23 protein-coding genes are annotated in these 22,646 nt (G+C 58.6%); 10 read left to right on the top strand and 13 right to left on the bottom strand.

Going from position 1 to position 22,646, the window contains the following annotated elements:
- The first annotated feature begins 164 nt into the window (after positions 1-164).
- Both def and fmt read left to right on the top strand, forming a co-directional pair.
- Positions 165-704, top strand: coding sequence for a peptide deformylase (def, locus tag E6W33_RS02060; RefSeq protein WP_136413742.1), 540 nt, complete (start codon positions 165-167; stop codon positions 702-704).
- Between the two features lie 77 nt (positions 705-781).
- Positions 782-1,735 (top strand): methionyl-tRNA formyltransferase, encoded by a 954-nt coding sequence (gene fmt / locus E6W33_RS02055; protein WP_136413741.1) that lies wholly within the window; start codon positions 782-784, stop codon positions 1,733-1,735.
- A 48-nt stretch (positions 1,736-1,783) separates the two neighbouring features.
- Here fmt and E6W33_RS02050 read toward each other — a convergent pair whose 3' ends face one another.
- Entirely contained in the window at positions 1,784-2,167 is a 384-nt protein-coding gene (locus E6W33_RS02050; RefSeq protein ID WP_136413739.1) for a tautomerase family protein, read from the bottom strand.
- A gap of 10 nt (positions 2,168-2,177) precedes the next feature.
- Positions 2,178-2,795 (bottom strand): cysteine hydrolase family protein, encoded by a 618-nt coding sequence (locus E6W33_RS02045; protein ID WP_136413737.1) that lies wholly within the window; start codon positions 2,793-2,795, stop codon positions 2,178-2,180.
- Between the two features lie 366 nt (positions 2,796-3,161).
- Here E6W33_RS02045 and metH point away from each other — a divergent pair, with 366 nt between their 5' ends.
- Positions 3,162-6,905 (top strand): methionine synthase, encoded by a 3,744-nt coding sequence (metH, locus tag E6W33_RS02040; RefSeq protein WP_136413735.1) that lies wholly within the window; start codon positions 3,162-3,164, stop codon positions 6,903-6,905.
- 5 nt (positions 6,906-6,910) lie between these two features.
- On the opposite strand, the gene E6W33_RS02035 is transcribed toward metH, so the two are convergent.
- The 3 genes from E6W33_RS02035 to E6W33_RS02025 form a co-directional block, all read right to left on the bottom strand.
- Positions 6,911-8,194 carry an EAL domain-containing protein gene (locus tag E6W33_RS02035; protein WP_136414369.1) on the bottom strand — a complete coding sequence of 428 codons (1,284 nt, stop codon included), beginning with the start codon at positions 8,192-8,194 and terminating at the stop codon, positions 6,911-6,913.
- A gap of 318 nt (positions 8,195-8,512) precedes the next feature.
- Positions 8,513-9,283: a class II glutamine amidotransferase gene (locus E6W33_RS02030; RefSeq protein WP_136413732.1), complete on the bottom strand. Its 771-nt coding sequence runs from the start codon at positions 9,281-9,283 to the stop codon at positions 8,513-8,515.
- A gap of 51 nt (positions 9,284-9,334) precedes the next feature.
- Positions 9,335-10,249: a LysR family transcriptional regulator gene (locus tag E6W33_RS02025; RefSeq protein ID WP_136413730.1), complete on the bottom strand. Its 915-nt coding sequence runs from the start codon at positions 10,247-10,249 to the stop codon at positions 9,335-9,337.
- A gap of 1,063 nt (positions 10,250-11,312) precedes the next feature.
- Between E6W33_RS02025 and E6W33_RS02020 the strand changes: the two genes are divergently transcribed.
- The 4 genes from E6W33_RS02020 (at position 11,313) to E6W33_RS02005 (ending at position 14,156) form a co-directional block, all read left to right on the top strand.
- A complete protein-coding gene (locus E6W33_RS02020) occupies positions 11,313-12,317 on the top strand; it encodes a LysR family transcriptional regulator (RefSeq protein WP_136413728.1) in 1,005 nt (334 codons plus the stop codon).
- A 62-nt stretch (positions 12,318-12,379) separates the two neighbouring features.
- Positions 12,380-13,069 (top strand): C39 family peptidase, encoded by a 690-nt coding sequence (locus E6W33_RS02015; RefSeq protein ID WP_211097205.1) that lies wholly within the window; start codon positions 12,380-12,382, stop codon positions 13,067-13,069.
- Positions 13,070-13,241: 172 nt separating this feature from the next.
- On the top strand, positions 13,242-13,556 hold the full coding sequence (locus E6W33_RS02010; protein WP_136413726.1) for a hypothetical protein: 315 nt from the start codon (positions 13,242-13,244) through the stop codon (positions 13,554-13,556).
- A 69-nt stretch (positions 13,557-13,625) separates the two neighbouring features.
- Positions 13,626-14,156, top strand: a complete 531-nt coding sequence (locus E6W33_RS02005; RefSeq protein ID WP_136413724.1) for a hypothetical protein — start codon at positions 13,626-13,628, stop codon at positions 14,154-14,156.
- Between the two features lie 39 nt (positions 14,157-14,195).
- Here the strand turns inward: E6W33_RS02005 and E6W33_RS02000 are convergent, their stop codons facing one another.
- Positions 14,196-14,435 (bottom strand): hypothetical protein, encoded by a 240-nt coding sequence (locus E6W33_RS02000; protein ID WP_136413722.1) that lies wholly within the window; start codon positions 14,433-14,435, stop codon positions 14,196-14,198.
- Between E6W33_RS02000 and E6W33_RS01995 the strand changes: the two genes are divergently transcribed.
- The 3 genes from E6W33_RS01995 (at position 14,434) to E6W33_RS01985 (ending at position 15,635) form a co-directional block, all read left to right on the top strand.
- Positions 14,434-14,721 (top strand): hypothetical protein, encoded by a 288-nt coding sequence (locus tag E6W33_RS01995; RefSeq protein WP_136413719.1) that lies wholly within the window; start codon positions 14,434-14,436, stop codon positions 14,719-14,721. The genes E6W33_RS02000 and E6W33_RS01995 overlap by 2 nt on opposite strands.
- Positions 14,722-14,917: 196 nt before the next feature.
- A complete protein-coding gene (locus E6W33_RS01990) occupies positions 14,918-15,190 on the top strand; it encodes a hypothetical protein (RefSeq protein WP_136413717.1) in 273 nt (90 codons plus the stop codon).
- A gap of 169 nt (positions 15,191-15,359) precedes the next feature.
- The gene (locus E6W33_RS01985; RefSeq protein ID WP_136413715.1) at positions 15,360-15,635 is read left to right on the top strand and encodes a hypothetical protein; all 276 of its coding nucleotides are present in this window, start codon (positions 15,360-15,362) and stop codon (positions 15,633-15,635) included.
- 56 nt (positions 15,636-15,691) lie between these two features.
- Here the strand turns inward: E6W33_RS01985 and E6W33_RS01980 are convergent, their stop codons facing one another.
- From E6W33_RS01980 to E6W33_RS01950, 7 genes are all read right to left on the bottom strand, one after another.
- Entirely contained in the window at positions 15,692-16,909 is a 1,218-nt protein-coding gene (locus E6W33_RS01980; protein WP_136413713.1) for a hypothetical protein, read from the bottom strand.
- A gap of 469 nt (positions 16,910-17,378) precedes the next feature.
- Complete coding sequence (locus E6W33_RS01975) at positions 17,379-18,821, bottom strand: sigma-54 dependent transcriptional regulator (protein ID WP_136413711.1); 1,443 nt, start codon at positions 18,819-18,821, stop codon at positions 17,379-17,381.
- A 367-nt stretch (positions 18,822-19,188) separates the two neighbouring features.
- On the bottom strand, positions 19,189-19,887 hold the full coding sequence (locus E6W33_RS01970; protein ID WP_136413709.1) for an SAM-dependent methyltransferase: 699 nt from the start codon (positions 19,885-19,887) through the stop codon (positions 19,189-19,191).
- A gap of 11 nt (positions 19,888-19,898) precedes the next feature.
- A complete protein-coding gene (locus tag E6W33_RS01965) occupies positions 19,899-20,801 on the bottom strand; it encodes a LysR family transcriptional regulator (protein WP_136413707.1) in 903 nt (300 codons plus the stop codon).
- A gap of 227 nt (positions 20,802-21,028) precedes the next feature.
- Complete coding sequence (locus E6W33_RS01960) at positions 21,029-21,286, bottom strand: DUF3567 domain-containing protein (protein ID WP_136413705.1); 258 nt, start codon at positions 21,284-21,286, stop codon at positions 21,029-21,031.
- A gap of 136 nt (positions 21,287-21,422) precedes the next feature.
- Complete coding sequence (locus tag E6W33_RS01955) at positions 21,423-21,782, bottom strand: GTPase (RefSeq protein ID WP_136413703.1); 360 nt, start codon at positions 21,780-21,782, stop codon at positions 21,423-21,425.
- Complete coding sequence (locus E6W33_RS01950; RefSeq protein WP_136413701.1) at positions 21,779-22,519, bottom strand: response regulator; 741 nt, start codon at positions 22,517-22,519, stop codon at positions 21,779-21,781. The genes E6W33_RS01955 and E6W33_RS01950 overlap by 4 nt, the downstream gene beginning before the upstream one ends.
- Positions 22,520-22,646: the final 127 nt, after the last annotated feature.

Here is a 22,646-nt window from a genome sequence, read left to right as displayed (position 1 = left end):
AATGTGGCTCGAATACAGACAATAATGACTGCCACAGCATGTTGCCCGCATGTAAATAACTGCATGGCGAAACTTGTCAAATTGAATCAAATTCTGCACATAAATCCTTGAACTAGCAAGAGAAACGACGCTCTTATACCGTTGGTTTGTTGCACAAAAGCCGTATGTCATTACTAAATATTCTGCGTTATCCCGATCCGCGCCTGCACAAGATTGCCAAGCCGGTAACCGTTTTCGATGATCGGCTGAAGAGGCTTGCCGCCGACATGGCCGAAACCATGTATGCCGCGCCCGGCGTCGGCCTTGCCGCGACCCAGGTCGATGTTCACGAGCAACTGGTCGTGATCGACACCTCCGAAACGCACGACGACCTGCGCGTTTTCATCAACCCGGAGATCGTCTGGGCCAGCGAAGAGAGGCAGGTGTATGACGAAGGCTGCCTGTCGGTGCCTGGCATCTACGACGGCGTCGAACGTCCTGCCCGCGTGAAGGTGAAGGCGCTGGATCTGGATGGAAAATCCTTCGAAGTCGATGCCGAGGGACTGCTGGCGGTATGTATCCAGCATGAAATGGATCATCTCAAGGGCAAGGTGTTCGTTGAGTACCTGTCGCCGCTCAAGCGCAACCGGATCAAGACCAAGCTGTTGAAGGAAGAGCGGGAAATGGAGCGCGAAAAGAAAAAAGCCGTCGCAGCAGTCCGCTGATCCGGCGGCATTTCTTCGTCTGATATTTCCCTCAGGGTTTTCGCCCGTCCATCCGGGCAGCAACAAGATCAATAAACATGAAAATCCTCTTTGCCGGCACGCCGGAATTTGCCGCCGTCGCGCTGAAGTCCTTGTATGACGCCGGCTTCGACATTCCTCTCGTCCTGACCCAGCCGGACAGGCCCGCCGGTCGCGGCATGCAATTGCACGCATCGCCGGTCAAGCAATTCGCGGTCGCGCACGACATCCCGGTCGCGCAACCGGTTTCGCTGCGCCTCAACGGCAAGTATCCCGATATCGCGGAAGAGGCGCACGCCTTGCTGCATGCCACTCCACATGATGTGATGGTGGTCGCCGCTTACGGCCTGATCCTGCCGCGCAGCGTCCTGGATATTCCGAAATACGGCTGCATCAATATCCACGCCTCATTGCTTCCGCGCTGGCGTGGCGCCGCGCCGATCCACCGTGCCATCGAAGCGGGGGATGCGGAGAGCGGTGTCACCATCATGCAAATGGAAGAAGGGCTGGATACCGGACCGATGCTTTCGATGGAGCGCATTCCTATCGACGCTGAGGACACTACCGCAAGTTTGCACGACAAGCTTGCCGAGCTCGGCGCCAAAATGATCGTCGATGCGATGCGCAAGCTGGAGCAGGGCGCACTGACGGCCGTGCCGCAACCGGAAGAGGGCGTTACCTACGCGGCGAAGATTGCGAAGGAAGAAGCCGCACTCGATCTGACGCAGCCTGCGGAGGTACTGTGGCGCAGGATCCGGGCATTCAATCCGTTCCCCGGAGCATACGCGACATTCAACGGCGTCCCGGTCAAATTCTGGCGCGCCGAACTCGCCTCGGCTGACACCAGCGCCGTGCCAGGCCAGGTATTGGCAGCGAATGCGCAGGACGGTGTCCTGATTGCTTGCGGCTCGGGTGCGCTGCGCGTGCGCGAATTGCAGAAGCCGGGCGGCAAGCGTTTGCCGGCCGCGGAATTCCTCAAGGGGTTTCCGCTTGAAGACGGGCGTTTCGGCTAGGGCGTGTCATCAATTACTTCGCACTCCCGAAGTAATTGATGACACGCCCTAAACGTGAATCTGGCGGCCGCCCGCGAACGACCAGTTCTCCCAGGCGGTTTCCTTGAAACACACCATCACGTTTTCTGGATCGATGCCGGGTTCGCCGGACAGGTGCGTGATGATGTCGGCGAGGATTTTCTTCTTCACCTTGACGCTGCGTCCGAAGGACAACAGGATTTCGATCAATACGAAATCCTCCGTGCGTGCGGAGCCGGCATCCGGATAGTGGGGATCAAATAGAAAGTCCTCCGCATCCAATTCCAGCACGCGCTGAAATCGGTCCGTTTCGGGGACGCCGGACGCGACCAGCGCCGCATGCACGCCATTCAGTACCGATGATTTGAAATCGCGCGATTTTCCCTTGCGGGTGGTGAGGGTAACGAGTGGCATGATGATCCTTTCATTCCTGCACGGTGAGCGCAGTGATCGCAGCAGTCGGTAAAACTTCCGCAAAACTGTCGGATACCTCGGTCAGGGCCGCCCTATGCAGCGTCGCATGGTCCACGACGCCGTCGTCCCATGCGTCGATGTCGCGCGTAGCGCAGGCATCGCCCGGCACCAATACCTGATAGCCGAGCGGGCGTGCATCGCGCGCCGTGGTTGAGACGCACATATGCGTCATCAAGCCGCAGATGATGAGCGTCTTGATTCCGCGCGCCTGCAATTGCGCGTGCAGGTCGGTGCTGGCGAAACTGCTGGCGGTGGTCTTCTGAACCACGGCGTGCTGCGGACCGGGAGCCATCTCGGGGTGGAATGCAACCGTGTCGCCATCCTTTGCAAACAGCGGTCCCCCGGCCGGCCCCAGATGCTGGACATGAAAGACCGGCATTCCGTGTGCATCCGCGAAGTCGATCAAGCGTCTCGCATTTGCCATTGCGGACGCCCCGCCGGGAATCAACAGCCGGCCTCCGTCGAAATACTCCATCTGAAAATCGATCACGATCAATGCCGTGCTTTTGGCGTTCAACGTCTTGGTGGCGGCTACGCCGCTGATGGCGCGCATGGTCGGGTGTGGCATGGTGGCTCCCTGAGTGAATATGGCGTCAGCTTAGCGCTCGGAAGGCGGATGCGATACGGCTTTGAGCGCACAGGATATGTGCTGCCATGATTCAAATCGACACGGCCGACGCCGAGGAAAGTTGGGTTTTTATTAATAAATTTGCGCAAATACAACTGACTTTCTCCGTTGCCGGTCGGCATTTGCATGACGAATGCGCAAGCCCTTGATTCGACGTATAATTTTGTTTGCGCCGATTTGATTGAAAAGTCAAAACCAGCTTGCGGGCGCCGTGGTTATCACACCATGAATAAATACAGCTAAAGCGGACAAGGAATGACCCGGTCTCGCTTTCAGACCGGGTTTTTTGCTTTTTAGAGAGAAAAAATGAAACGCGAACCGATTTCCTCCACTGAAGCGCTGTTGCGCGACTTGTTGTCTCAACGCATCCTGATCCTCGACGGCGCGATGGGAACGATGATTCAACAGTACAAGCTGACGGAGGAGGATTACCGCGGCGCGCGTTTTGCCGACTACGCAGTGCCGGGCAAGGAGCTGTTCGTCAAGGGCAACAACGATCTGCTCGTGCTCACCCAGCCGCAGATCATTGGCGAGATCCATGAAAAATACCTCGCCGCCGGCGCCGATCTGATCGAGACCAATACCTTCGGCGCGACCAGCGTGGCGCAGGAGGATTACCACATGGGCCATCTCGCCTACGAGATGAATGTGGCCGCCGCCAGACTGGCCCGCGCCGCGTGCGACAAATATTCCACGGCCGACAAGCCGCGTCTCGTTGCCGGTGCGCTTGGGCCGACGCCGAAGACCGCATCGATTTCCCCCGATGTGAACGACCCTGGCGCACGCAACATCAGCTTCGACCAACTGGCCGCCGCTTACCTGGAGCAGACGCGCGCGCTGGTCGAAGGCGGCGTCGACGTGCTGCTGGTCGAAACCATCTTCGATACGCTCAATTGCAAGGCGGCCCTGTTCGCCATCGACACGTTCTTCGAGGAGTCGGGCAAGCGCTTGCCGATCATGATCTCGGGCACGGTCACCGATGCATCGGGCCGCATCCTGTCCGGCCAAACCGTGCCTGCATTCTGGCACTCGGTGCGTCATGCCAAGCCCTTGACCATCGGCCTGAACTGCGCGCTCGGCGCGTCGGTGATGCGCCCCTATGCGGAGGAATTGTCGAAGATCGCCGATACCTTCGTGTGCATCTATCCCAACGCCGGCCTGCCCAATCCGATGGCCGATACCGGCTTCGATGAAACGCCGGACGTCACGTCGTCGCTGCTGAAGGAGTTTGCCGAGGCCGGTTTCGTCAATATTGCCGGCGGTTGCTGCGGTACGACGCCAGACCATATCAAGGCCATTGCCAACGCCTTGCGCGATGTCCCGCCACGCAAGGTGCCGGAATCCGACCACCGCATGAAACTGTCCGGGCTGGAGCCCTTCATCATCGACGATGAATCGCTGTTTGTGAACGTGGGTGAACGTACCAACGTCACCGGCTCCAAGGCATTCGCGCGCATGATCCTGAACGAGCAATTCGATGACGCGTTGTCGGTCGCGCGACAGCAAGTCGAAAACGGCGCGCAGATCATCGATATCAACATGGACGAGGCGATGCTCGACTCTGTGGCGGCGATGACCCGCTTCCTGAACCTGATCGCTTCCGAGCCGGACATCGCGCGCGTGCCGATCATGATCGACTCGTCGAAATGGTCGGTCATCGAAGCCGGTCTCAAATGCGTGCAGGGCAAGGCAGTCGTCAATTCGATTTCGATGAAAGAGGGCGAGGAGGAATTCCTGCGCCAGGCGAAGCTGTGCCGCCGCTATGGCGCAGCAGTAATCGTGATGGCCTTCGATGAAGTCGGACAGGCCGACACTTTCGAGCGCAAGACCGAGATCTGCGCGCGCGCCTACAAGCTGCTGACGGAAAAAGTCGGATTCCCGCCAGAAGACATCATCTTCGATCCGAATATCTTTGCCATCGCCACCGGCATCGAAGAGCACAACAACTACGCCGTCGACTTCATCAATGCAACGCGCTGGATCAAGCAGAACCTGCCTTACGCGAAGATCAGCGGCGGCGTGTCGAACGTAAGCTTCTCCTTCCGCGGCAATGACCCGGCGCGCGAAGCGATTCACACCGTATTCCTGTATCACGCGATCAAGGCCGGCCTTACGATGGGCATCGTCAACGCCGGCATGGTCGGCGTGTATGACGACCTCGCGCCGGAACTACGTGAGCGCGTCGAGGACGTGGTGCTCAATCGCCGCCCGGATGCCACCGAGCGCATGATCGAATTCGCCGCCACCTTGAAGGCTGGCGACAAGAAGGAAGAGCAAAGTCTCGAGTGGCGCAACGAGCCGGTCGAGAAGCGGCTTTCGCATGCGCTGGTGCACGGCATCACGCAATGGATCGTCGAGGATACCGAGGAAATGCGCCTCAAGACGCTGAACGCCGGCGGCCGTCCGATCAATGTCATCGAAGGTCCGCTGATGGATGGCATGAACATCGTCGGCGACCTGTTCGGCCAGGGCAAGATGTTCTTGCCGCAGGTCGTGAAGTCGGCACGCGTGATGAAGCAGGCAGTCGCCCATCTGATCCCGTATATCGAGGAAGAAAAGCGGCTGGAAGAGCAGAAGACCGGCATTGCCGCCAAGCCCAAGGGCAAGATCGTGGTCGCAACGGTGAAGGGCGACGTGCACGACATCGGCAAGAACATCGTGTCGGTGGTCCTGCAATGCAATAACTTCGAAGTGGTGAACATGGGCGTGATGGTGCCGTGTTCCGACATCCTCGCGAAGGCGAAGGCGGAGAATGCAGACATCATCGGCCTGTCCGGCCTGATCACGCCCTCGCTGGAAGAGATGGCGCATGTGGCGAAGGAAATGCAGCGCGATCCGCATTTCCGCATGCTGAAGATTCCGCTCCTGATCGGCGGCGCCACCACCAGCCGCGCCCATACCGCAGTAAAGATTGCGCCGAATTACGAGGGCCCGGTGGTGTACGTGCCGGACGCTTCGCGCTCGGTGTCGGTCGCGCAATCCTTGCTGACGCAGGAGCAGCGCGATCAGTACATCGAAGACATCGAGAGCGACTACAAGCGCATCCGCGAGCAGCATGCGAACAAGAAAACGGTGCCTTTGCTCACCCTGGCCGAGGCGCGCGCGAACAAGGCAAAGCTTGAGTTCGCGCCGGTCAAGCCGAAGTTCATCGGCCGCCGCGTTTTCAAGAATTACGATCTCGCGACGATCGCGCAGTATATCGACTGGGCTCCGCTGTTCCAGACCTGGGACCTGGCCGGAGCATTCCCCGCGATCCTGAAGGATCCGGTGGTGGGAGAGCAGGCGCGCAAGGTGTTCGAGGAAGGCCAGGCCTTGCTGAAGAAGGTGATCGAAGGACGCTGGCTGACGGCGAACGGCGTGATCGCGCTACTGCCCGCCAATACGGTGAACGATGACGACATCGAAATCTACACCGACGAGACGCGCACGAAAGTCGCGTTCACCTACTACGGTGCGCGCCAGCAAACCGTGAAGCCGGTCATCGATGGCGTGGCGCGGCCGAACCAGTGTCTCGCGGATTTCATTGCGCCGAAGTCATCCGGCATTGCCGACTACATCGGTTTGTTCGCGGTCACCGCCGGCATCGGCATCGAGAAGCATGAAAAGCGTTTCCTGGACGAGCACGACGACTACAGCAGCATCATGCTCAAGTCGCTGGCGGACCGGCTGGCCGAGGCTTTTGCCGAACACCTGCACGAGCGTGTGCGCAAGGATTTCTGGGGTTATGCAGCGGATGAAACGCTCAGTAACGAGGAGCTGATCAAGGAAGCCTACAAGGGCATCCGGCCGGCGCCCGGCTATCCCGCATGCCCGGAACATACGGTTAAAGGCGACATGTTCAAGCTGCTGCAATGCGACGAAATCGGCATGCAGGTGACCGAATCGTTCGCGATGCATCCCGGCGCATCGGTATCAGGCTTCTACTTCGCCCATCCGAAGTCCAAATACTTCAGCGTCGGCAAGATCGGAACGGATCAGGTGACCGACATGGCGGCGCGGCGCGGAGTGAGCAAGGATGACATCGAACGCTGGCTGGCGCCGAACTTGTAGGACGTCTAGTGCACGTTGCGGGCGACGTTGTCGCTCCATTCGAAGGCGGAGACCTGTAGTTTGTACAGCTCTTCGCTGGACAGGCGGAAGCGTTCCACCAGGTCGTCCAGCATCTGGCCGGCCTCTTCGATGCGTTCCATGTGTTCGGCCAGTTTCAGCATGTCGCCAAAATCACCCCTGCGATGCAACAGGGCATCGCTGACCGCGTCGACGACAGCAACCTGTTCCAGAATCTCGGCCATCGGGATGCTGAACAGAGTGTCCATCAAGGACATGATGCCGACCGTGAATGCGGTATCGGCGATGCTGCGATTGTGCGGCTCATATTGTTGCGCGATCAGTTCCAGCAACTTGCCGCGTGTCGCGGCCAAGGTCAGCAGCGGCGTCATGCTCTGGCCCTTCTTGCACGGCTCCGCGTACAGCATGATCTGCAGCCAGCGTTGCAGCTGATTGCGTCCGAGCAGCAGCAATGCCTGGTTGACTGAATCGATGCGGCGCCGAACGCCGACTGCCGGCGTGTTCACCAGGCGCAGCAGGTTGAAGCAGAGCGAGACATCGTTCTTGATGGCGCGCTCGACTTCGGAAGTGTCCGCATCCGAGGTGATCAGCGTCATCAACTGCATGATGGCCAGCTGCGAGGGCGATAGCTTCTTGCCGCTCAGGATCACCGGCTTGGCAAAGTAGTAGCCTTGAAAATAATCGAAGCCGAGTTCGAGGCAGGTGTCGAACTGTTCCTGATTTTCGACCTTTTCCGCGAGCAGCTTCTTGTTCGCGCTCCTGAACCGGGGTGTGAGTTTGAGCAGTGCCGACAGTGGCATGTCGCGCAAATCGAACTTGATGATTTCGACCAGCGGCAGCAACTTCTGTACGTCATCGCTATCGGTAATCACATCGTCCAGCGCGAAGCGGAAACCTTCCTGCACCAGTTGTTCAATGCGCGCCAGGATCTCCGGCGTCACCTTCATCGTTTCAACGATTTCCAGCACCACTTGTTCGCGCGGCAGGAACTGGAAGATATCGCTCATCAGCACGGCAGCGTCGACGTTGACATAGCCGAGCACGTTGCCGATCACCTTTTCCATGCCGAGTTGCGAAGCATGCGCGATGACGGAGGCAGTCGCCGAGAGGTCATTGGTAATGTTGGCCGGGCCGACGGCCGCATTGCGGAAAAGAAGTTCGTAGGCTACCAGCGCCTGGCTGCGGTCGAGGATCGGCTGGCGGGCGAGGAAAAATTCCCGCACGCGCAGGGGACGGGCGTTACCGGCATCCGACGTCGAATTGGCCGACATTGCGGTCATGTTTTCGCCTTGGGTTTGTCTCTTGTTGATTATTCTCAGGCGCCGTCCGGTCTGAAAACGGCAAATGCGCACAGGTCGTATGGGTCGCAGTCAAAGTCGCTGCGTGCTGCGTGAAGACGGTTCGGGCGGCGTTCGCCGCGCTCTGAACTGCAACGCATACGGCCTGTCCGCACTTGCGGGAGGCGGCGCCGGAAGGGCGGTTTTTCTTCACTGTAGCGCATTTTTATTTCCATATCGCAACTTTCGATTGTGCGATGCAACCTGACACATCCGGAAGTCCCGGCGCCACGCCGAAAAAACCGTATGGATTCAAAGGTCTAGAGGCGCGCCCTCGACGAACACCTTCAATTCGCCAGGGGCAAATTGCGTCCAGCGTTCGTTGGTGGTCAGCGGTGCGGTGACGATGACCGCAACGCGATCATTGGGCGTGGTGACTTTCGAAAAATCGACACTAAGGTCTTCATCCGACAGCTTCGCAGTACTGAAAGGATGCTGGCGGACGACGTAGTGCAGTTGCGTCGAGCAGTGCGCAAACAGTGCATTGCCATCCGACAGCATCATGTTGAAGGTGCCGTTCGCGGCGATCTCGGTGCTCAGTTCGCGCATCGCCTGGCACAGTTCGGGCAATGCCGGCGGCGTATCGCCAAAGCGCCGGCGCAATTCCTGCAGCAGGTAACAGAAGGCCAGTTCGCTGTCAGTCGTGCCGACGCGGCGGAATGCACCGTTGAGCGTCGGCACGAAGTCCTTGAGGTCGCCGTTGTGCGCGAACACCCAGTAGCGGCCCCACAACTCGCGCACGAATGGATGGCAGTTCTCCAGCGCGATGCGGCCCTGCGTTGCCTTGCGGATATGGGCAATGACATTCTTGGATTTGATCGGCCAGCGTTTGATCAACTCGGCGACCGGCGATGCAATCGCGGCTTCGTAATCGACGAAATGACGCACGCCTGCGCCTTCGAAAAACGCGATGCCCCATCCGTCGTTATGCACGTCGGTCCGGCCGCCGCGCGTGGCAAAGCCGGTGAAGCTGAACACAATGTCCGTCGGGACATTGCAATTCATTCCGAGTAGCTGGCACATGATCTTGATGAGAATGCCTGTGACATAACAACATAGCACGTCCGCGCTGGCTTAGAGCAGCCAGGGGTCGCTCTCCGGTCGGGGATACTGCTTTGCGATGAAATCCACGAAGCTGCGCACCTTGGCGGATAGCAGGCGGCGGCTTGGATACACCATCACGACCGACAGCTGACCGAGTTCATGCTTGGGCAGCAGGCGCACCAGCCTTCCTGCCGCGAGGTCATCGCCCAGCGCAAACGAAGGGCGGATCACGATACCCATGCCGGCCAGCGCGCATTGGCGTAGCAAATCGCCATTGTTGGATATGACCTTGCTGGTGATCGGTATGTTGATCGTATCGCCGTGCGGGCCTTTGACCGGCCAGTGGCGGCGCATCTGCTCGTAGGAAAAATTCAGGCAGGCATGTTTCGAGATGTCCTCCAGCGTACGCGGCGTGCCGTGCTTTTTCACATACTGCGGGGACGCACACAACACGATTTCGGAGACGCCCAGTTGACGGGCGACCATGCTCGCATCGAACTTCTGGAAGTCGACGAAAATGCCGACATCGAAACGATCCTCGACCAGATCGACGGTGCGATCCGAGACCGTGATATCCAGTGTGACATCCGGAAACTGGGCCGCGTACAAGGGCAGCAGTTGGGCAAGGTGCGACTGCCCGAAACCCAGCAGTGAATAGATGCGCAGCGTGCCGCTCGGCTTCTTTGCGTGCGAGGAGGCGATCGCTTCCGCATCGTCGATTTCCTGCAGGATTTGCAGAACCCGTTCCAGATAAGCATGCCCGGTCTCCGTCAGCGACAGCTTGCGCGTGGTGCGGTTGAGCAGACGCGTGCCGAGATGCTCTTCCAGATCAGCGACGTGACGCGTGATGACTGCGTTCGAAATATTCAGCGCCTTGCCCGCACCGGCAAAGCTGCCTTGTTCGACCACTTTCGCAAACACGCGCATTGATTGCAGACGATCCATGTGCCCAGCCTCATTGTTTCTGAACGAGAAATAGTAGCTCGCAATTATTCATGTTTTTTGTTGGACACGCAATCCGTAATGCTTGCCGCTCCTTGAATACGCGCACCAGGCCGGGGCACTGCTTTGCGTGGGCACGTGACCATCAGCTTATTCTCCCGATATTTGATACGCGTCTGGCACAGTCGAGGACGGAAAACGCGGCCAAATCCGAGCCCTTGTGGGAATAGGCCAAGAAATCAGACGCTTACTGAATTGGCACAGGCCTTGCACAAGGGGCGTGTGAAGGAAGTGGACCGCTTTGCGCGGCGATGCGGGCAGACACCTCCAGCGATCCCGACACTTCCTTGCAATGAATACATCCGCGTATACCTCTCCGGTTCCCGCCATGGCTTGCGATTGCAGACGTGGCGGGTTTTTTTCGTGGAGCGATTGCTTCTCCCGGAAGCGTGCGATGCGATATACAGCGTTGCGTTACACGCGGCCCTTCCCTGGTCTCGTCCGGAGGCGCCGATCCTCGTCTCGCCAGGCCGTAGGCTTCTTTTCTGGAATCGTAACGGTGTACACATTTCGACCGAGACGATACGGCGCGCCAGCGAGACGGATTGCGCAAGACTGCCCGCCGGAGAGTGCTGATAGTTGACGGTGTAGCCTCGTATCGCGCTGAGATGGTCCCAAACTGTTGCGCTGCCGCGAGTTGAGGCGCCTGTCTATCCGGGGGTCAACGGAATTCGCGCCGCATACGATACAAGGGCGGACACGTAATTTCATACGTAAGCAGGAACTCCCGACAAATCAAGAGCTTGCGCGATGGGCGTAGGTTTTGCATGAAGTCGGCTCCCGATGCGGCGGAAGTGCTTGCCAGGGATTGAGCACGTGACATTTTCGTCGACCGGGCATTGATTGCAATTCATGAAATTGGTGCTGCCATCCGCGGCACGCAACGCGTTGCCTCGCTCTGATGGCAGATGCTTGCGGCAAGCGCCGGGTGACCAGAAGTGACGAGATGTGATAGTTGATCCGGCCAGCCGATGATCATCCGCACAGACATAGTAAAGGAAGACATATGAAGTATTCGAGAAATCAGGTTTCGGAACAAGCTCGCCGGCGAGATGCCGGACAAGCCATCTTTCGCTCTCGCGCACATGACGTACAGAAGATTTACGTCAGCCTGAAACAGTGGCGGATATTTCACGCCGTCATTGATTGCGGCGGATTCGCCGAGGCCGCCAAGACCCTGCATCTCAGTCAATCGACCATCAGTTATACCGTCGCGAAATTGCAGGAGCAGTTAGGCACGCCCTTGCTGAAAACCGAGGGACGCAAGGCTGCGCTGACGTCGGAAGGGCGTGCGCTGCTGGAGCGCTCGCGCCATGTACTGAAGGAAGCCATCGAGCTTGAGACCTTCGCACGCAATCTGGGCCAGGGATGGGGCGGCGATGTGCGTCTGGTGGTGGATCACAATTTTCCTTCGCAGATGCTGATGCGTGCACTGAGTAAATTCTCACAGGCCGGACGCGGTGCCGCGCAGGTGAAGTTGAGTGAAGTGGCGATGCTGCACGCCGAGGAGGTGCTGCGCGATACCACGGTGGATCTCGCCATCAGCGAGCGCGTTCCGCTCGGCTTTCTTGGCGAGCCTTTGCTCGAAGTGGAACATCTTCCGGTGGCTCATCCCGAGCATCCCTTGCTGCAGCTTGGCCGCGACGTCACATCGGCCGATCTTGCACAGCAGACGCAGATAGGCATCGGGAATGCGCAGGACAGGGATCGCGGCGCGGGTGCCGGCAGCGGATCGACGCAGCAGCGGTGGCTCATGAGCAGCATCGATACTGTCCTCGAGGCGGTCTCCGAACGCCTCGGTTATGCATGGCTGCCGCAGCACAGGATTCAACATTGGCTTGATGAGGGAACGCTCGTCCGCCTGCCGCTGAGCGACAAGCGGGTCAACAAGTCAATGTTGTATCTGATCCATGGCCGACCCTGGGCTGCCAGTCCGGCGGCAGGGCGGCTTGCCGATGTGCTGCGAAGCATGGCCACGCTTCCTCCCGAGTGCTCCGCTCGAACCGAATGAGTTCATGGCATCAAGAAGGGACAACACAAGATCGATCGCGTATCTCACAGGTGAATATGAAAATGAAAAAATTGCCGCAAGGATTGGCTCGCAAAATGATTGTCGTGCGACGTATGCGCCGGGTGGCTGCGATGCGCACCGCTGGTGTCGCTTTCGGCATTGCGCTGTGCAGCTTTCTATGGGCTGTGTCAGCGCATGCCGGTGACCGCCCGGTCAAGTCGCTGCTGGAAATGCGACGTGAAAACGTGGTGATACAGAAGTGGGATTTGAGCTGCGGAGCAGCGGCGCTCGCCACGCTGCTGCGATATCAGCACGGCGAAGACGTGAGCGAGCGCGAGGTGGCGCTTGCCTTGATGAATCGCGAAGAGTATATCCGCAATCCGCAACTCGTGCAAACCCGCGAAGGCTTCTCGTTGCTCGACCTGAAAAGGCATGTCGACGCGCGCGGCTATGTCGGGAATGGCTTCGGCAAGCTGCAAATGAAAGACCTGATTGCAAAGGCGCCGCTCATTGTTCCGATACAGACCAACGGCTACAACCATTTCGTTGTGTTTCGCGGAATGCAGGGCGACCGCGTATTGCTGGCCGACCCGGCATGGGGCAATCGCACCATGCGCGTTGAGGAGTTTGCCGAACGGTGGATCGATTATCCTTCGCTGGGGCATATCGGATTTGCAGTCCAGCGGCGGGATGGCAGCTTGCCGCCCAATCAGCTGGAGCCTACGCGGAACGACTTCGTGAGCTTGCGATAACAACCATCGATCGTCATCGACGATTCAAAAACTAGATCGACGGCGCACGATTCAATAGCTCATCATCGAAATTTGCTACTTATTTTCCGAGACGCGGGCAACTAAAGTGGAAGGGGACCGGAATGCACAGTCGGTTCCCCCTTTTGATTCCCCATCACTCAAGGAGATAAGTATGAAAAAAGCGCTGGCAGCCAGCCTCATTGCACTCCCCCTGTTGAGCTTGTCCTCCATGGCCTTCGCCGCCGAACCCGATGCGCACGAGCCTATGCTTTTGTCCGCAGCCCAAATGGATGACGTCACGGCGGGCGGCAGATACGACGCAGGTAGAGGATCCCTTGCGGGACATGGTTTCTGGCGCCCTTTCCCCGCTGTGTACAAGCGTGCCGAAATCAGCCAGATAAACATCTCGCCCGTTGTGATCATCCAGATCGGTAACAACAACACGGCAATTGTTTATAGCGGCAATTTCGCATCAATCTTCCAGTAGCATCGAATCGGCTGCCGGCCCGCGCACCCATCAGCGGGCCGGCAGCCGTCATGAAAGAAGGACGACGAAATGAAAGCAAATCTGAAAAGCAAACTGCTTGCACTGCCATTGCTGGCTTGTTCGGCATGGGCGTTTGCGGACGGGCCGATCACGCTCGATGCTCCGGCATTGGATGGCATCACGGCCGGCGCACAGCCCGTGATTGAGCGCATTGCCGACGTATTGGCGACAATACCCCGGGTTCCAGGGACTCCCTATGTCGGCGATTTGCTGACGCTGCTGGGACCGGATCGAATGGCACTATTGACGCAGCTCGCGTCCGGCGAGCCGATCACGTTTCGTCTGATCGCACCTGGCGAGCTTGTCGCCACCCAACAATTGCCTTCCGGCGAACAGCTCGTGCTCGTCAGGCAGCTCAATGCGGCAGAGGCATCGACGCTGCGCCCGCAGGCTCCTGGTGATACCGTATCGACGTATCTCTTGAAACCGGGTGAAAGCCTCAACGTGCAGCAATCCGGAAGCGCGGGCACGACCAATTACCTGTTCATCAACGGCACAGGAAACACCTCCGTCACCTCCACGCAAAGAACGGCTCTGTAGAGGCCCGGGCGCGTTTGCGCCATCCTCTCCTCACCACAATCAACCGCGTCGTTTCAGCGCCGCCTGCCGTTCATATTCCGGCAGGTGGCTGCTGGCGCTGGGGCGTGTTCGTTCGAAACGACCGATCAAAAAACTGAATGGAACGCGAGGAGGGCCGCAGGTCGACATCGAATTTTCATACTTATTTTTTCGACGCGCGCTGTTTAGAGTGAAAGCGAATCGCAGCACCATGCGTGTTGGCGTTTCGCGACCTTTTTTCAGTTTAGGAGAATTCGACATGAATAAATCACTGATGACTACCCTGATTGCCGCACCGCTGCTGTCTCTATCCTCGCTTGCATTCGCAGCCGAGCCGGTATCCAGCGAACCGATGCTGTTGAGCGCCGCCGAGATGGATGGCGTAACGGCCGGCCAACTATTCGATGCCGGTCTCTTCCAGATCAATATCTCGCCGGTCACGGTGGTTCAGATCAGCGCATTGAATTTCGGCGGCGGAAATAATCTGGCCGACATCATCAGCGGGAATCTGGGAGGCATTGGACAAGGGCTGACTCCCGCACCCTGAGAAGCCGCTGCCATGCCATGGCAAGTGTGATGCGCGATCGATCAATAAAGTCGTTCATGCGAAGCCGAACTCTCTCTGCGCTATCGAAATTTCGTACTTATTCTTCGACACTTCGTTGGCTAGAGTGAAAGGGAATCGCAGCGCATATTGCGTTCGCCTTTCATCACTTCATTACTATCAATTAGGAGCACACGAAATGAAAAAATCACTCATCACCACACTGGTTGCGGTTCCGCTGCTGTCCTTGTCGTCAATGGCGTTTGCCGCCGAGCCCGCTTCGTCCGAACCCATGCTGTTGAGCTCAGCCGAAATGGACGGCGTGACCGCAGGGGTGTTCGTTTTCAAGTGGGCCCAGGTTAATCAGCTCAATGCTTCTCCGGTCACGATCGCACAAGCCAATGTGCTGACCCTGGGCGGCGGCAATTACGCAGCAGTCGTTAGCGGCAATACCGCCGTGATTCATCAGTAACGGGGCTTCGTGTCCCGTGCGTGGTGCGCCTGATCTCATCGTTCGCGTGATGGGGCGAGGGGTGCGGCGGGTGTCACCACGCAGCTGATTGTTCAAATCAGTTACTGCACGCCTTCCGCAGGAAGCGCGTTCATGTATTCAGACCTATGCTCGTTTAGGAGTACGCAAAATGAATAAATCACTGCTCACTACACTCGTCGCGGCACCGCTTCTGACCTTGTCGTCGATGGCTTTCGCCGCCGACCCGGCGACGGCAGAACCAATGCTGCTGAGCGCGGCAGAAATGGATGGCGTCACTGCAGGCCAGACATACGTGTTCAAGTATGCCCAGGTCAATCAGGCCAACGCGTCGCCGGTCACAGCCCTGCAATTGAACCTGCTGTCGGTGGGCGGAGAAAATCATGCCTTCGTCGCCAGCGGCAACAACGCTTATATTTCGCAATAAGCCGCGTCGCATGAGCGAGAAAGGCGGGCAGATGCCCGCCTTTCACACATCCGGCTTCAGCGAAAAAGAATCGGAAGTGAAATCGTGAAGTTGTATTTTGGTGCATCGTTGCCCAGGCCAATGCCGAATTGCGTCACCAGTGTCATGTCACGCGACAGCACCGACGAGGCGCCGAGATTGATGAGGCCATAGGTCTGGTTCGAACCCGCGACTTTCGCGCCATTGAGTTCCTGATCCTTGCGATAGATCTGCGAGAAACCGAACTGCAGAGAAGTGGCCGGACTGGCGGCGAGCACGCTCGAAAGGGAAAGTCCCGCAACATCACCCGGCTTGACGCCATCCTTCTCCCAGGTCTTGCCATAGAAGGCGCTGGCGAAGAAGGCGAGCGGATCCTGACGCTTGAGCGCCAGCACTTCGGCCTGCAGCTGGCGATAACCGCCGAGCAGCGCCACGTTATTATCGGTACGCCGTCCGTTGCCGAAGTTGTAGCTCAGGCGACCGATCAGATCCGGTCGCCATCCGCTTTCGCGCGTCAGTGTCTTTGCCAGTCCCAGCGTGACATCGCCAATGCCGCTGCCATTGGCGGAAGTGGTGCCGCCGAGGTCCGTCGTTTGCGACGAGCGTACATAGTTATAAGGCAGGCTGAATTCCAGCTGGGATTGATACGGCAGGCCCGCGCGCAAGTCCAGGCGAGCGATGTTCTCGTTCCGGCGTGTGCGCTGATTGGCGAGCACCACGGTCGGCGTCGGCGATGTCGCGGTGGTAATCGTTGCCGGGACCGAGTTGCTGACTTCGGTGCGCCGATAGGAATAGCTCGGCGTCAGCTCAATCGTGCGCGGCGGCAGGAGTAATGCACCCGACTGGGTGAGGGTGCGTTCCAGTGCACGTTGCGCCGCTTCCTCGTCAACTTCAAATTTTCCGGGCGCTGAACGGGCGGTGGATGAGCCGCCGCTGCTTTGCGCTGACGCTGCGCGGGGCGGCGGCGCCGATGGCGTTGCCTGCGCCACCGTGGCTGCGGCCGGCTTGGCGCTGGTGGGCGCGCTCGCGACAGCCGGGTGGGCGATGGTTCCTCGCAATGCGGCGACCTGCTTTTCAAGTTGCTCTATTCTCTTTTGCAACGCTGCGGCCTGCGCATCGCTTCTGGCCAGGCGCTCCTGAAGCTGCTTCTCCCTCTTTTGCGCGGGGGTCTCCGCTGTCTGCGCCTGTCCCGCAAGAAGCAGCCCGGTCAGTGCCAGCGGGATCATGCGTGCATGACGTGTTTTTTGCCATTTCATCCTTATGCCACCTTTCGTTTCTGGTCCATGAAAAGGGTGTGAGGGAGGATGCGACACCGAGGCTGCGGCCGGCGGCAGTCAATGGAGGCTTGCAGAGCATGGGGTAGCTCCGTCAGGCACTTCACCACGAGCGTCTTCCGCAGGTTCGCGTTGCGCTACCCGCACCACAAATCGGCTTGCGCCGCTGTCGTCGTTCGCCGTGGTTCAGTCTTTCCGGGAGATGTCGGTAACACCGCCATGCATCGCGGCTCCGGACACGTGGTGCAGGCGCAGGGTGTTTCAGACAGGCTTCCGGGGCGATAGAAAGCCCGGTTGAATCGTATTTATGAAATGCGTTTCACGAGAAGCATCGTTCTCGAAGCGTCAATTATTCCAGTTGTCATTCCAGCCGCAGTGAGGAATCTCAACCGTTTGCGCCGACGAATGAAGCGCGCAGTGAACGCCGCCGGCGAAATCGGGGCTGGAAGACCTACTTGTGCGCTTCGAGGTCCGGCGTGCTGTTGCTGAGAAAGGGCGGCCGGGCTGTCGTGGCCATGTCGGGGCGGATATTGTATTTTTCGATCAGTCGGTACAGCGTCACGCGCGATACGCCCAGCAAGGAGGCCGCACGCGAAATCTGATTGCGCGACTGCGAGAGGGCGCGTCGTATCATCATGCGTTCTGCTGCGGCGCGCGCGTCTTCCAGCGACATCAGTTGCCCCTGGTCGCTGCTGCGATCCAGCCCGAGGTCTTCCGGCTGGATGAAGCGGCCTTCCGCCATGACGGTGGCGCGTTGCACGCGATTGACCAGTTCGCGCACATTGCCCGGCCAGGAATGGCTGAGCAGGGCATTCATCGCGGCCTTGGAAAAGCCGCGCAGGCTGCGATTGTGCATGCTCGCGAACTTGGCGAAATAGTGTTTCGCGATGTCCTCGATATCCTGCCCGCGGTCGGCCAGCGGCGGCATGCTGATGCACACAACGTTGATGCGGTAGTAAAGGTCTTCACGAAAGCGGCCCTGCTTCACCGCTTCAGCCAGATCGATATGGGTTGCGGCGATGACGCGCACATCGATTTCCAGCGTGTCGTTGCCGCCCACGCGCTCGATGGTTTTCTCCTGCAGGAACCGTAACAGGTTGACCTGCATGTCGAACGGCATGTCGCCGATCTCATCCAGGAACAGTGTTCCGCCCTGCGCCGCTTCGATACGGCCGATCTTGCGCTGGCTGGCACCGGTAAAAGCGCCTTTCTCATAGCCGAACAATTCGGACTGGAACAATTGCGGTGCAATCGCGCCGCAGTTGACGGCGACGAACGGCGCTTCCCTGCGTGCTGATTGACGATGAATGGAGAGGGCCGCGATTTCCTTGCCTGTTCCTGACGGTCCAGTGATCAGCACCGACGCATCGGTGCGTGCGACTTTCTGAAGCTGGTTGAACAACTGCTGCATTTGCGAGGTTTGACCGACCATCACGAAGTCGGAACCATTCGTCACCGGTGCCGGCGCGGCGTTGTGCTGTCCGTCGCGCATGAAGGCCATGCCCCATGCGTGACGCAGGGTCAGGACGATGTGGTCGAGGTCGGCCGGGATGGTAATGAAATTGAACAGATGCTCGCCGATGAATTCGCGCATGCGTGGCATCGAGATCAGTTCCTGCGCAACCAGCCCCACCCAGGAAATCCTGTTGTTGCTGACGAAGGGCTCGCATTTGTCGAGTTGCGCAAGTTCCGATTCCTGCGTCACGATCAGCAGGCCGACGCGGCAACCGTTCTGCATCGCGTCCTGAGCTGCTTCCAGCGTGAAGCATTCAATCAGGTTGAGGCCATGTTCCTTGAGGGTTTCGGTGTATGCGGCGGTTTGCCCGCTACGATTGCTCAGGCGCAACACGAGGACAGGCTGCGCCGCGGGGGCGGAATCGGAGACACGAAGCATATCGCAATACCTTTATTGTTGATGCGCGTCGAACTTCCGGAGGTGGATCGCTGAAGTGTCCGCGGCGTATGTTGCAACGCGATTGCGTTGCGCATTGCCCGCGAAGTGGGGATCGTCGGGAGAGTTCGGCGCGTGCCACTCGGGAGTCCGGTCGGAATTTGATCAAGAGCCGAGATTACCGCCTTTTAGTAAGGCGAACAATGCCATAAATAGGGGAGTTGACTGCAACCGAAACCGCGTTTGTGCTTTGTCAAACCGTCATTTCTGCTGCGAAATGCAGATAATATGGGGCATTTGAGGCGAAATTGTCCTGTAACCCGCATAAACATTGGATGTCAAAAAATGTAAAGTTATCCAATAAATTTCCTTACGGAAAATTTGGTTTTTGTCCTGCGAGGGATGTGACGCTTGTCCTACAGCGCCATAATCCATGTTCGGATGCGAGGTACTTCTTTTCGAACGGGCTGATCGGTGTTTCGGTTGAGAAACTTTCACATTGGATTTCGAAGCCGGTCAATTGCTTCAATGAGGCAGCGCATTCCTCGATGTAAATCCGCCAGTTGCTGCGGCATTCCAGAATGCCTCCCAGGGCGACAATGGTCGGAAACACCGGATGCCCGTGCCATCGACGCCCTAGCTGGCCGATTTTCGGCCACGGGTTGGGGTAAAGAATGTAATGGCGCGCGGGATGAACACCCGCTGCCAGCATGAGGCGCCAGTAATCGATCAAGTCAGCGCGCACACACAGGAAGTTGGTCGGCACGGCGTGGTCCCACAAGGTCTTGCGCGAGAGCCGATGGGCCGACTGATCGACGCCAATTACAAAATGATCGGGGAATTGCACCGCCAGATTCCGTGTCGACAGGCCTACGCCACAGCCGGCATCGAGAATCAGTGGCGGCTCCCCGGCCTGCCTCCATGCGGTCATGCTGCGCTCGAACGCATCGCGGTTGTAAGCCATTAGCGGTTTGAGAAAGGGCGTGCTGGCGTGCCTGGCAACGGTGGATGCGAGTCGATCGTGGATCGCAGTCTGTGCGCTGCTGACGGGGCGGGAATTGGCGTACATGGCGTTCCCCGCTATGCCCATTCCGGCGCGCGATATACCTCGGTCGCGAAATCGATGAATGCACGGACCTTGGGCGAGAGATGGCGGTTATGCGGATAGACCGCATACAGCTTGCGCGCGCGCAGTGGAAATTCGGGCAGCACCGGCACCAGCGTGCCGCGCGCCAGGTCTTCATGCACGATGAATGAGGCGGTCGTGGCAATACCCGTGCCCGCCAGTGCCGCGCTGCGCAGGGCAATGCCGGTATTCGCCTGCAGGCTGCCGCGTACGACAACGGTGCGGTGGCTGCCGTCCGGCATCGCGAACATCCATTCATTGGGCTTGGGCACCAGTGTGTAAGTCAGGCAGTTGTGCTTTGCAAGATCTTCCGGTGCACACGGGGTGCCGTGCTGTTTCAGATAGGACGGCGACGCCACCAGCAAGGTCGGCGTGACGGCCAGTTTCTTTGCCATCAGCGTCGAATCCGGCATGTCGCGCGCCAGGCGCATCGCGACATCGAAACCCTCTTCGATCAGATCGACATAGCGGTCGTTGCAGACCAGGTCGACGCTTAGGTCCGGATAGCGCGCCATGAAGTGCGGCAGCCATGACGCCATGTCGAGCGTGCCGAATGCCATTGGCGCGTTGATGCGCAAGGTGCCGCGCGGGCTGGCGTGATGCTGCATGATCGCCAGGTCGGCATCCTGCAGGTCGTCGAGAATGCGCCGCGCTCGCGCATAGTAGGCGGTGCCGGCTTCGGTCAGCGCCAGCTTGCGCGTGGTTCGATTGAGCAATTGCGCGCCAAGCAGGGATTCCAGTTGACGTACCTGCTTCGACATGAGCGTGTGCGAAACATTGAGCTCGGCGGCAGCAGCCGAAAAGCCGCCGGCTTCCACCACACGACAAAATGCCTTCAAGGCGCTGAATTGATCCATCGGTGACCTCGATGTCTGCTATCCCGAGCATCAATGACACAATGCCATCGACAGGGCCGCATCAATGCAGCCGGTCGTCTCTGTGCATCAGGAAAGGGAGTCGATTGAAATGCTCGCCATCATGCCACAGGCTGGCATCAAGGCACAGTATCGGGGGAGCTTCCGGTCGAGGTCAGGCAGCCACAGAATGCGGACCATGTATTCTGTGGCGGGGTTTGTAAAAAGCGCTAGTGCAGGGTCACTGGCTGGCGCATGAGCGCGTCATACTTACCGAGGAAATCATCGATCTCTTCGACGCTCGGCTCGGTCGCGATCAGGTTTTCCACTTCTTCGCGGAAAGACTTGGCGAGAGTGCCACCAATGAAGATTTCACGTTTGCCGGACTTGTCCATGATTTCGTATCCGCCAAAGCGCAAAGCCTCGCGGCCATCATCGGCCCCGAACTCCACCACGCTGTACTGCTCGCTGTTGTAGATTAAGTTCATGTTGCGCTCCTTGTGCCACCGAATGTTTACAGGTAACTCATTACCTTTGATGCAAAAATGGGGCCAGCGGACTCCATTTCAAGTCGCTCACCGGGTTTGCAAGGAATTAAAGCGCCTTATATCAGCAGCAACGGCGTCAGGCCTGCAAATCTTTAGTGAGCTGGAGCAATTTGTCGTAGGGCGCGCATGTCAAAAATTCACGTATGCGTTCCAGATGTTCCGATGTTGCCAAAGCGATATACAGGCGAACGGGAGGATGGCGCAGGACGCGATTGAGTGTCACGCGCATGGTGAGATTGCCTGTGCAGCACATGCATCCGGGTGCGATGCGTGCGATATGCAGGCCGGAGACGTCGGCATGCGCGGCAAGAGGTGTTCGGCCGTCGGGCAAACCCTCGAGGATGAGTGCCGTGTCGATCCCCGGCTCGAGGGTGTTCGCTATCGCCGCTTCGCGCGCGGCGGCAGTCGAGCCGGTGACCAGGGTGGTAAGCGTCAACCCTTTTTCGACAGCTTGTTCGGCTCGACGCCCAGTTGCTTGAGCTTGCGGTACAGGTGCGTCCGTTCCAGCCCGGTTTTTTCAGCGACGCGCGTCATGCTGCCGCCTTCACGGATCAGATGATGTTCAAAGTAGGCGCGCTCGAATGCATCGCGTGCTTCGCGCAACGGCAGATCGAATGACAAGCCGAAAAGGAGTGAGTCGGATGCGGCTCCTGGTGCTCCCGCCGCGGGTTGGGTGGCGCTGACGATGCCTGGCGATACTCCCGACGACGTGTAGGCCTGCGCGACGAACGTGCTTGCATGCTCATCAACCTGCGCAGGCGCCGGCACGGGACGCGGATGGTACATCGACACGGGGCGGACGACTTCCTGTCCACGCGACAAACCTTGTTGCACAGCTTTGAGCAGCTTCTGCAATGCGATCGGCTTTTCGAGGAAGTTGAGGGCGCCAATGCGGGTTGCTTCGACCGCCGTATCGATGGTGGCATGACCGGACATCATGATGACTGGCATGGTAAGCAAGCCATCCCGCTGCCACTCCTTGAGCAGCGTAACGCCATCGGTGTCGGGCATCCAGATGTCGAGCAGGACCAGGTCCGGTGCGCCTTGCGCACGCAGCTCGCGCGCCTGCTGGGCATTTTCCGCCGTCGTCACGGCATGGCCTTCATCGCCGAGTATTTCCGAGAGTAATTCCCGGATACCCATTTCGTCATCGACTACCAGAATGTTTGCCATATGCTTACCTTATTCGCTTCCGTTGTCGCGTGTTTCTGCTCGTCGCACTGCGGATGGTGCAGGTTACCTATTACGATTCGTTCATGTTGTCGCCCACGACGTCCGCAGCCTGTTCTGACTTGCCGAA

Origin of the sequence: Herbaspirillum sp. ST 5-3, from assembly GCF_004804275.1 — a bacterium.
GTDB lineage: Bacteria > Pseudomonadota > Gammaproteobacteria > Burkholderiales > Burkholderiaceae_D > Noviherbaspirillum.
The sequence above is the reverse complement of the archived record's forward strand: the minus strand, read 5'-3'. Positions and strand labels throughout refer to the sequence as shown.

Coding starts and splice junctions, on each gene's coding strand:
- def (WP_136413742.1), top strand. CDS start 165: ATGTCATTACTAAATATTCTGCGTTATCCCGATCCGCGCCTGCACAAG.
- fmt (WP_136413741.1), top strand. CDS start 782: ATGAAAATCCTCTTTGCCGGCACGCCGGAATTTGCCGCCGTCGCGCTG.
- E6W33_RS02050 (WP_136413739.1), bottom strand. CDS start 2,167: ATGCCACTCGTTACCCTCACCACCCGCAAGGGAAAATCGCGCGATTTC.
- E6W33_RS02045 (WP_136413737.1), bottom strand. CDS start 2,795: ATGCCACACCCGACCATGCGCGCCATCAGCGGCGTAGCCGCCACCAAG.
- metH (WP_136413735.1), top strand. CDS start 3,162: ATGAAACGCGAACCGATTTCCTCCACTGAAGCGCTGTTGCGCGACTTG.
- E6W33_RS02035 (WP_136414369.1), bottom strand. CDS start 8,194: ATGTCGGCCAATTCGACGTCGGATGCCGGTAACGCCCGTCCCCTGCGC.
- E6W33_RS02030 (WP_136413732.1), bottom strand. CDS start 9,283: ATGTGCCAGCTACTCGGAATGAATTGCAATGTCCCGACGGACATTGTG.
- E6W33_RS02025 (WP_136413730.1), bottom strand. CDS start 10,249: ATGGATCGTCTGCAATCAATGCGCGTGTTTGCGAAAGTGGTCGAACAA.
- E6W33_RS02020 (WP_136413728.1), top strand. CDS start 11,313: ATGAAGTATTCGAGAAATCAGGTTTCGGAACAAGCTCGCCGGCGAGAT.
- E6W33_RS02015 (WP_211097205.1), top strand. CDS start 12,380: ATGAAAAAATTGCCGCAAGGATTGGCTCGCAAAATGATTGTCGTGCGA.
- E6W33_RS02010 (WP_136413726.1), top strand. CDS start 13,242: ATGAAAAAAGCGCTGGCAGCCAGCCTCATTGCACTCCCCCTGTTGAGC.
- E6W33_RS02005 (WP_136413724.1), top strand. CDS start 13,626: ATGAAAGCAAATCTGAAAAGCAAACTGCTTGCACTGCCATTGCTGGCT.
- E6W33_RS01995 (WP_136413719.1), top strand. CDS start 14,434: ATGAATAAATCACTGATGACTACCCTGATTGCCGCACCGCTGCTGTCT.
- E6W33_RS02000 (WP_136413722.1), bottom strand. CDS start 14,435: ATGTCGAATTCTCCTAAACTGAAAAAAGGTCGCGAAACGCCAACACGC.
- E6W33_RS01990 (WP_136413717.1), top strand. CDS start 14,918: ATGAAAAAATCACTCATCACCACACTGGTTGCGGTTCCGCTGCTGTCC.
- E6W33_RS01985 (WP_136413715.1), top strand. CDS start 15,360: ATGAATAAATCACTGCTCACTACACTCGTCGCGGCACCGCTTCTGACC.
- E6W33_RS01980 (WP_136413713.1), bottom strand. CDS start 16,909: ATGAAATGGCAAAAAACACGTCATGCACGCATGATCCCGCTGGCACTG.
- E6W33_RS01975 (WP_136413711.1), bottom strand. CDS start 18,821: ATGCTTCGTGTCTCCGATTCCGCCCCCGCGGCGCAGCCTGTCCTCGTG.
- E6W33_RS01970 (WP_136413709.1), bottom strand. CDS start 19,887: ATGTACGCCAATTCCCGCCCCGTCAGCAGCGCACAGACTGCGATCCAC.
- E6W33_RS01965 (WP_136413707.1), bottom strand. CDS start 20,801: ATGGATCAATTCAGCGCCTTGAAGGCATTTTGTCGTGTGGTGGAAGCC.
- E6W33_RS01960 (WP_136413705.1), bottom strand. CDS start 21,286: ATGAACTTAATCTACAACAGCGAGCAGTACAGCGTGGTGGAGTTCGGG.
- E6W33_RS01950 (WP_136413701.1), bottom strand. CDS start 22,519: ATGGCAAACATTCTGGTAGTCGATGACGAAATGGGTATCCGGGAATTA.